At 65.8% G+C, this 8,430-nt stretch carries 9 protein-coding genes and 1 tRNA gene; 8 read left to right on the top strand and 2 right to left on the bottom strand.

Features of this window, described 5'->3' with window-relative positions; genetic code table 11:
* The 8 genes from WU80_RS05670 to WU80_RS05635 all read left to right on the top strand — a co-directional run.
* The coding region (locus WU80_RS05670; RefSeq protein WP_231633752.1) for a metallopeptidase TldD-related protein at nt 1-371 on the top strand (371 nt) is incomplete at its 5' end.
* Nucleotides 368-1,741, top strand: coding sequence for a metallopeptidase TldD-related protein (locus WU80_RS05665; RefSeq protein WP_055400068.1), 1,374 nt, complete (start codon nt 368-370; stop codon nt 1,739-1,741). The genes WU80_RS05670 and WU80_RS05665, both read left to right, overlap by 4 nt.
* Nucleotides 1,742-1,781: 40 nt before the next feature.
* On the top strand, nt 1,782-2,648 hold the full coding sequence (locus WU80_RS05660; RefSeq protein WP_055400066.1) for a carboxymuconolactone decarboxylase family protein: 867 nt from the start codon (nt 1,782-1,784) through the stop codon (nt 2,646-2,648).
* Between the two features lie 347 nt (nt 2,649-2,995).
* The gene (locus WU80_RS05655) at nt 2,996-3,418 is read left to right on the top strand and encodes a DUF732 domain-containing protein (RefSeq protein ID WP_055400064.1); all 423 of its coding nucleotides are present in this window, start codon (nt 2,996-2,998) and stop codon (nt 3,416-3,418) included.
* A gap of 300 nt (nt 3,419-3,718) precedes the next feature.
* Nucleotides 3,719-4,075 (top strand): hypothetical protein, encoded by a 357-nt coding sequence (locus WU80_RS05650; RefSeq protein WP_369808497.1) that lies wholly within the window; start codon nt 3,719-3,721, stop codon nt 4,073-4,075.
* Nucleotides 4,076-4,188: 113 nt separating this feature from the next.
* Nucleotides 4,189-4,265 (top strand) — tRNA-Ile (locus WU80_RS05645).
* A gap of 100 nt (nt 4,266-4,365) precedes the next feature.
* Nucleotides 4,366-5,880: a hypothetical protein gene (locus WU80_RS05640; protein ID WP_055400060.1), complete on the top strand. Its 1,515-nt coding sequence runs from the start codon at nt 4,366-4,368 to the stop codon at nt 5,878-5,880.
* Between the two features lie 10 nt (nt 5,881-5,890).
* Nucleotides 5,891-6,415 (top strand): hypothetical protein, encoded by a 525-nt coding sequence (locus WU80_RS05635; RefSeq protein WP_231633750.1) that lies wholly within the window; start codon nt 5,891-5,893, stop codon nt 6,413-6,415.
* 371 nt (nt 6,416-6,786) lie between these two features.
* Here WU80_RS05635 and WU80_RS05630 read toward each other — a convergent pair whose 3' ends face one another.
* Both WU80_RS05630 and WU80_RS05625 read right to left on the bottom strand, forming a co-directional pair.
* Nucleotides 6,787-7,524 (bottom strand): esterase, encoded by a 738-nt coding sequence (locus WU80_RS05630; protein WP_055400058.1) that lies wholly within the window; start codon nt 7,522-7,524, stop codon nt 6,787-6,789.
* Nucleotides 7,521-8,423 (bottom strand): NHL repeat-containing protein, encoded by a 903-nt coding sequence (locus WU80_RS05625; protein ID WP_197281096.1) that lies wholly within the window; start codon nt 8,421-8,423, stop codon nt 7,521-7,523. Before WU80_RS05625 ends, WU80_RS05630 begins: the two co-directional genes overlap by 4 nt.
* Nucleotides 8,424-8,430 lie beyond the last annotated feature (7 nt).

Below are 8,430 nucleotides of genomic sequence, written 5' to 3'. Positions count from 1 at the left end.
TGTGTATAAGAGACAGCGTCAGCACCGCCGACCTGATCGGCCGCGTCGAGGACGGCATTTACATCATCGGCGACAAGTCATGGTCGATCGACATGCAGCGCTACAACTTTCAGTTCACCGGTCAGCGGTTCTTCCGCATCCGCGACGGCGAATTGGAGGGCCAATTGCGGGATGTCGCGTATCAGGCCACCACGACCGATTTCTGGAACTCGATGGAGGCCGTGGGCGGGCCGTCGACCTGGCGGCTGGGTGGCGCGTTCAACTGCGGCAAGGCCCAGCCCGGCCAGATCGCCCCGGTCAGCCACGGCTGCCCGTCGGCGCTGTTCCGCGGCGTCAATGTGCTCAACACCCGCGCCGAGGGTGGCCGATGATCACCCCGCAGCACGTGGTCAACCTGGTTCTGGACGAGGCCGCCAAGCTCGGCGGCGCCAGCGAGACCATGGTGCTCGTCACCGACAAGGTGGAGGCGACGCTGCGCTGGGCGGGTAATTCGATGACCACCAACGGGGTTGCGGTCAACCGCAGCATCACGGTGATCTCCGTCGTCCGTCAGGGCTCCACCGCGCGCATCGGCACCATGGTCTCGGCGGAGGTGGATCCGCGGGTGATCCCCGAGCTGGTGGCGGCGTCCCAGGAGGCCGCCCGCTCGGCGCCCGAGGCCGGTGACGCCGCGCCGCTGCTGGCCGACACCGGCGTGCCCGCGGACTGGAACGCACCCGTGCCGGGCACCGGGCCGCTGGTGTTCGCCGAGGTCGCCGACTCCCTCAGTCGGGGCTTTCGCGGCACCGACCGGCTGTATGGCTTTGCGCACCATAGCGTTTCGACCACGTTCTTGGCGTCGTCGACCGGGGTGCGGCGCCGCTACACCCAGCCCGCCGGGGCGGTGGAGATCAACGGCAAGCGCGGCGACGCGAGCGCCTGGGCGGGCATCGGCACGCCCGACTTCGCCGGTGTGCCAATGGATTCGTTGCTCGAGGAGCTGTCGATGCGGCTCGGCTGGGCCGAACGCAGCGTGGAATTGCCCGCCGGCCGCTACGAGACGATCATGCCGCCATCGACGGTGGCCGACATGATGCTCTACCTGGCGTGGTCGATGGCCGGCCGTGGCGCGAGGGAGGGCCGCACCGCGTTCTCGGCGCCCGGCGGCGGGACCCGGGTGGGGGAGAAGCTCACCGAGTTGCCGTTGACGCTGTTCTCCGATCCGATGGCGCCCGGCCTGGCATGCACACCGTTCGTCGCCGTGAGCAGCTCGTCGGAAACGGTGTCGGTCTTCGACAACGGCATGGAGATCGGCCAGGTGGACTGGATCCGCAACGGCGTGATCAACGCGCTGGCCTATCCGCGGGCGACGGCCGCCAAATTCGACGCCCAGGTGGCGGTCGCCGCCGACAACCTGGTGATGACCGGTGGCTCCGTCGACCTGGCCGACATGATCGCGGCCACCGAACGCGGCCTGCTGCTGACCACGCTGTGGTACATCCGCGAGGTCGACCCCACCACGCTGCTGCTCACCGGGCTGACCCGCGACGGCGTCTACCTCATCGAGGACGGCGAGGTGACCGCGGCGGTCAACAACTTCCGGTTCAACGAGAGCCCGCTGGACCTGCTGCGGCGGGCCACCGAGGCCGGGGTGAGCGAGAAGACGCTGCCGCGGGAGTGGGCGGACTGGGCCACCCGGTCGGCAATGCCGTCGCTGCGGATACCGGACTTCTATATGTCGTCGGTGAGCCAGGCGCAGTAGGCGATTGCCGCGGGGCGGGCCGCGTTCTAGCGTGTGACGGATGGCGGCTCCGGTTTCGGTTCGGAAAGATCAGCTCACGCGGTTGGTGGCCCTGTTTCCGGGTGACCCGGCGGCCGCCCGCATCGCGGGACTGATCCGGCGGGTGTGTGCGGAGACGCTGTCGCTGCCGCCGCTGCCCAGCCCCGTCGAGGTCGGCGCGCCCGAATCGGACGCGGAAGTCGTGGTCGCCGAGTTCGCCGAACAGTTCAGCGCCGATGTCTCGGCGATCACCGGCGACCTGCGATCCCGCCTGGTCAAGCAGCTGGGCGAGGCTGCCTTCGGCGTGGCGGTCGGAATGTATATCGCCGACTTCGTTCCGCGGGTGCGGGCCGGGCTGGAAGCGCTCGGCGTCGGCTCGGAGTACCTGGGCTGGGTCGACGGCGTCGTCGCGTGGGACGGCGTCACCGAGCCGTCGGGTCCGGTGTTCAACGACTTCCTGCCCGCGGTGGCGCGCATGCGGGCGCTCGACCCGGTCACCGCCGAGCTGGTCCGGCTGCGCGGGGCGGTTCAGCACAACTGCCGGCTGTGCAAGTCGCTGCGGGAGAGCACCGCGCTGGATGCCGGCGGTTCGGAAACGCTGTACGACGAGATCGAGCGCTTCGAGTCGTCGAGTGTGCTCGACGACCGCGCTAAAGCAGCGCTGCGCTACGCCGATGGGCTAATTTGGACCCCTGCGCACCTCGCCGTCGACGATGCCGCCGAGGTGCGCTCCCGGTTCTCCGATGCCGAGGCCGTCGAGCTCACCTTTGACATCATGCGGAATGCAAGCAACAAAGTCGCCGTCGCGCTGGGCGCCGACGCGGCCCGGGTCCAGCAGGGCACCGAGCGCTATCTGCTCGACGCCGACGGGCAGACCGTCTTCAGCTAAGAGTCATCTGCGGCCGACGTGGTCGTTGGGCCGGGGTGCTTATTCACTGGTCATGAGGCTATTCACGGTGGCAGGCACGGTCGGCCCGCGTGCATCCGCCGGGCTCTTGCGGCCGGTGCGAAGTAGCGAATGTTAACCATTCGTACACGATCACGCAAACAAAAGTTCCCCGCTCAGGCCGCTGGCACTGGCTAAATTTATGCCCGACGCCGAAACTCATATGTGAACTCATATGTGCCGGTGATCTCAGCTGGCAGCGACGCCTGATTTGACGGCTAGCTGTCGCCACATCACAGCTTGATTTGCGTCGGAGAGCCCACCGCTCACACGCAGAGGGAGGACCGGAGATGACGACCACCCGCTCACGTTTGCGCACGCGAGTGTCCTCGGTCTGTGCCGCCGGCGTCGCGTTGGGGGCCTCGATGCTCGGCGGGGCGGTGCTGTCCGCGCCCCAAGCGTCGGCGTCCTGCAATCTCAGCCCGAAGGACGACCAGTACATCCAGCTGCTCGCACAGAACAAGATGGTGCACAACGCCGACTTCAGCGATTGCACCGAGGCCGCCGAGGGGCGTTGGTTCGCCGACCAGGTGCGCAACCACCCCAACCCGTTCGGTGAGGCCCAAGAGCTGGTCAACATGATCACCAACACGACGTCGATGAACCAGGCCCAGGCCGAGTGGGAGGTCGAGTCGGCCATCTACGTCTACGCGCCGGACATGATCCCCAAGATCAAGGACCAGGCCGCGCACGCGAACTGGCCTTCGGAGTAGGCCCGCCAGCTAACTGTGGAGTACGGCACCGGCAGCACTGAGCGCCGGTGATGGGCCATTTGCGCTTACCGCTGGCCCGCTGATCGGATATCTAACTCGCACTGGCGTTTTCGTTGACTGCCGTTCATCGATTGTTTGACGAACGAGTCGTTTGTCGCGCTAGTTGCCGGTGGTACCCGGTGTTCGGCGCGAAAGGAAATTGACAAATTCCACGATAAGGGGGACGTGAAAGTGAGGAGCACACGATCGCGCGCGCAAGCACTGGCGGTGGGGGCCGCCGGCGTTGCGCTGGGGGCGGCGATGTTGGGGGGTGCGGTGCTGTCGGCGCCGCACGCATCGGCGTCGTGCAACATGAGCCCGGCCGACGACCAGTACATCAAGCTGCTGGCGCAGAACAAGATGGTGCACAACGCCGATTTCAACGATTGCAGCGAGGCCGCCGAGGGACGCTGGTTCGCCAGCCAGGTGCGGTCCAACCCGAATCAGTTTGGCGAGGCCCAGGAATTGATCAACATGATCACCAGGACCACGCCGATGGACCAGAAGCAGGCCGAGTGGGAGGTCGAGTCGGCGATCTACGTCTACGCGCCGGACCTGATCCCCCGCCTCAAGGACCAAGCCGCGCGGCAAGCCCCCGGGCAGCCGGCCCCGGTCTGATGCCCTGACGCCCTGAATGCCCGCCGCCGCTCCTGCGAGTGCGGCGGGCCCCAAGCCATGCCCGGCGGACGATGGCCACGCTTTGGGCTACGGTTTCCTACGGAACATTCCCAGGGGCGGTAGCTCAGTTGGTTAGAGCCGCGGACTCATAATCCGTTGGTCGCGGGTTCGAGCCCCGCCCGCCCTACCAACTTTCTTCTCGCCGCTTCGCGAATGCAGTGAGCACCCACGGATCGGCCAACTTTTCGACGAGCACGCGGCCGTGGCCCGAAGGGTGTTATCAAGGGGAGATGCTCGATATTGCGGGGCTGATCGCCCAGGCGGGGGGTGACCCCTGGGAGATCAATCGAACGTTGCAAGCGGGTAGCCCGCTGCAGATCAATAACCTCGCGCAGGCGTTCCACGACGCCGGCCGATGTACCGCTGAGGCAAGCGAAACATTCGATCAGGCGAAGAAGCGTTTCGACGCGGCCTGGAACCATCAGGATGGCGACCATCCCATCAACGACTCCGCCGAGGTGCAACGCGTGTCGCAAGCTCTCGGGTCCCAGTCTCTGCAATTGCCCAAGATCGGGTCGGACCTGGAGAACATCGCCGCGGCGTTGGCCGAGGCGCAGCATCGAGGTTCGGCCGAGATCGCCACGCTGAACCGCCAGCTGGAGCTGCTCGACAAGATCGTCGTCGCGGCACAGAAGGATCTGCAGGACGGCAACCTCGACGAGAAGAGCCGTCACGCGTTGCTGACATTGATCGAGGATGCGAAGGCGGACGAAGCGGATGATGTTCGCGACGCCCTGGTGCAGATGCGTTTGATTCGAGGCATCTATGCCAGCTCGCTTCACGCCGGTGAGGCATCGCTCGCCAAGGATGGCTACGATCCCGCTGGAATCTGGGCTGACGACGCGCATGAAAGCTTCGGTCCGGCGCCCATGAATACGGGAGGCGGCAAGGGGCCGCGTATTGACGGGCCGGCCACTCCACCCCTGATGGAAGGCGTCAACAGCGGCCAGCAGGACGACCTCGATGTGACGATTCCGGGCACGGGCATCGCGCTGGGCGGCGACGGGAAGGACGGGTATCCGCATATCCACGTGCCGGGCGTCTATGACGGCAAAAACCCATTGCCGGTTCCTGACGGATATCGACCACTCCCGACGGGGACGGCGACGGGGCCCAACGGTGAACACTATGGGTTCTATGCCATCGTGCCGTACCAGACACCGGACGGCCAGAAGAACGAGCACTACACCGCCCCCGACACGGTTGTGGTGGATTTGGCCCATCCCGACACTCCGCTGTACACCCTGAAAGGTATTTCGCAGGCCAGCGGGGCATATGACCCGCAGTCGGGGCGAATGATAATCATGGGAAACGACGCCAACGGACAACGCGGGCTATGGCAGTCCGCTCCCGTCGGCCAGAACCCGGCGTGGGGTAAATCGCCTCTAGAGTCGATGGGGACGTTCAAGGGTGGAATGAACGGAAATCGTGAAAGCCAGATCGTCGCACTCCCGAAAGGTGGGTTCATGGCCGTCGGCGCGGGCGAGACCGTCAACGCCCAAGGGCGTCCGGTCACCCTGCCGCTCCAAGGCGCTGTGGCCAGCGACGCGCGGGGCCTATTGACCGCACCGACAACCGCTTTGGTGAGCCCGCAGACGCTGCCGCAGGTGTATGGCCCGTCGATCACGGGCATCCAGGAGATCGACGGCAAAGAGGTGGTGTCGATGAGGGTAAGCACCTTCGGTGACGGGGTTTACGATCCGCACACCTACACGACCACGTTCACCGTCACGCCGGGAAGTTGAGGAGGCACAGATGCGCGCCGTCACCCGCTTGGCCATGCAGATGCTATCCGTCGTTTGCGCGTTGACGTGCCTTGCCTGTACGACACCGAAACATGCCGCTGCGCAGCCGGGCGACTTTCCGGACCTCGGCGGTTTCGCTCCGGTACCGGCCGAGAATTACATCGAAGCCCCGTCGAGAGGCCTTCAGTACGCGCACTTTTCGACTCCCTACAACATTCAATGCTGGTTCGAGGCCGCAGAGCCAGTACCGGCTTGGCACTCGCAAGACATCAACTGCCTGGGAGACATGCCCGATGCAAACCCTTGCGCGGTCGCCAAGGCAAGCCCGGGTTCAGGTCCGGCATACGTCATCAACAAGACGGGCGACAACTGCGGCGCGCCCTACACGCGCGGACTGCTGCTGAATGCGGGACAGAAACTCACCTACCGCGACGCCACGTGCGCGGTGAGCGCCGACCACCTGGTGGCATGCCTCGATACCTCGCACGGTCAGCATGGCTTCGTGTTCAAGCCGTCGGGCAGCACTGCGTTTTAACGAACTTCCGTGGGCGATGACCAGGGTGTGTAGCGTCGTTTGGCTCATCACCATTTCCTGATTCAACAGAAGTCGCGCAAAAAGACTTGACGGAATAGCCACGCGCGTACGCTGAGGAGCGCCTCGGGCACAGTCTCGACAGAGCGGAGTACGTCATGTCTGGTCTCGGCAAAATTTTCATCGCCCTGGTCATCGCGCTCACCCCCCTGGCCGCCTCGGGATGCGCCACCAGCTGCACGCCCGGTGCGCCCAGCTGCTTCATAATCTAGCCCGCCCGGCTGCCCAAACCGCCTCCCGCGCAGGGGTGGTCGGCCAACGTCGCGCCCAACGCGGGAAATTTCTTAAGGCGGAATCCCTTCCGTCGAAACGGCTTACGCCAGTAGCGGCGCCAGCTCGCTGCGGGGCACCGCGACTTGGTGGGGCCCGGCGTTGTCGTGTACCACCTGGTCTTGGCCGAAGAAGAAGATCACCGCGTCGTTCGTGATCGCGAAGTTCTGGTAGGTCTCCTCGTCGAGTTCGGCATCCGGCGCATCCAACTTGCGTCGGACGATCGGGTCGAGCACCTCGAGCGGTCTCGTCCCGGGCTTGAACAAGGTGTCGAAGGTGATCGGGACGCGCTTGGCGAGATCGAAGTTGAACGCCCGGAACGTGGTGTTCGGGTGGCCCTCGTGGGCCAGGCCGGTGTCATTGTCGATCGTGAGCACCAGGCTCTGGGTGCCGGAGCCCGGCGCCCCCGAACGAAACGTCTTCGCGGTGACGGCGTAGAGGTATGGCCGGCCCCGCTTCTGGCCCGGCCCCACCTGGGTGACCCAGTCGATGAAGTCATCGCGGTTGCGTTTGAGGAATGCGGCCACCGAATCTATCTCCGGGTAGTCGATGGGAAAGCTCATCTCGATCGTGTAGGTGGGCGTGGCACTTCGCACATGGCAGATCCCGTCGGGACCCACGGTTCCGTCGAGATCGGTGCACGCGCTCCGCCCTTGCAGCGCAACAGATGTCGTGGTCGTCGTGGTCTGTCGGACGACGCTTGACGTGCCGCACCCCGCCGCGCCACCGATCAACGCCGCGGCCGCAATCCCGGCCAGCACACCCCTCACGGTGACCATCATCGGGCCGGCAGCTTGAGGATGCGGAAGTGGGAGCTGTCGTTGAGGTACACGTTGCCTCCGCTGTCGACCGCCACACTGCCGGGGTTCTTGAGGTTGTGGAACGGTAGCACCGTCGGGGCGCTCGCGCCTCTATTCAACTTCAGTACCCGGTTGGCGCTGAAGTCGGTGACGTAGACGTTTCCGCCCCTGTCCACCGCCACATCGCCGGGTAGCTGGAGGTCGGTGAACGGCAGCACACTCGGGCTATCGGCGCCGGGTGCCAGCCGCAGCACGCGCTTACCGCCGGAATCGACGACGTAGACGTCGCCGTTGGCATCCACCGCCACGCCGCCGGGATGAATGCCGTTGAGCGGCAAGGCGGTCGGAATACTTGACCCCTGCGCCAGGCGCAGCACCTGCTGGGTGCCCGAGTCGCTGACGTAGGCTGTGCCGGCGGCGTCCACCGCGAGGCCCACGATCACGTCGAGACCCGTGAACGGCAGGACGGTGGGCTTCGTGGAGCCGGGCGTCAGCTTAAGCACCCGCTTGTGGTGACCGTCGGTGACGTAGAGGTTCCCCGCGGTGTCCACCGCCGCATCCAGGGCCTGACCGAGATCCCGGAACGGCAGCGGCGCCGGGTGATTGGTGCCCGCGGGCATCTCCCACACCTGCCCGTAGTGCAAGTCGAGCACGTACACGTTGTCCGCGGCGTCCACCGCCACGCCGGCGAGGTGGTTGATCAACTTACCGAACGGCAGCTCGACTTGCGGGCCATAGGTCACCGCGTGAGCGGCGCTGGCGGCCACGGGCGCCCCGGGGATCGTTGTGGAGCATCCGCCGGATACCACTGCGGCCGTGGCGATCCCGACCGCGAGAGCGATCGACGCGGTGCGTCTGTGGCCCTGAGCAACTTTCGTCATGCCAGTT

Origin of the sequence: Mycobacterium sp. UM_11, assembly GCF_001414075.1 — a bacterium.
Classification (GTDB): domain Bacteria; phylum Actinomycetota; class Actinomycetes; order Mycobacteriales; family Mycobacteriaceae; genus Mycobacterium.
This window is presented reverse-complemented; position numbering and strand designations above follow the sequence as displayed.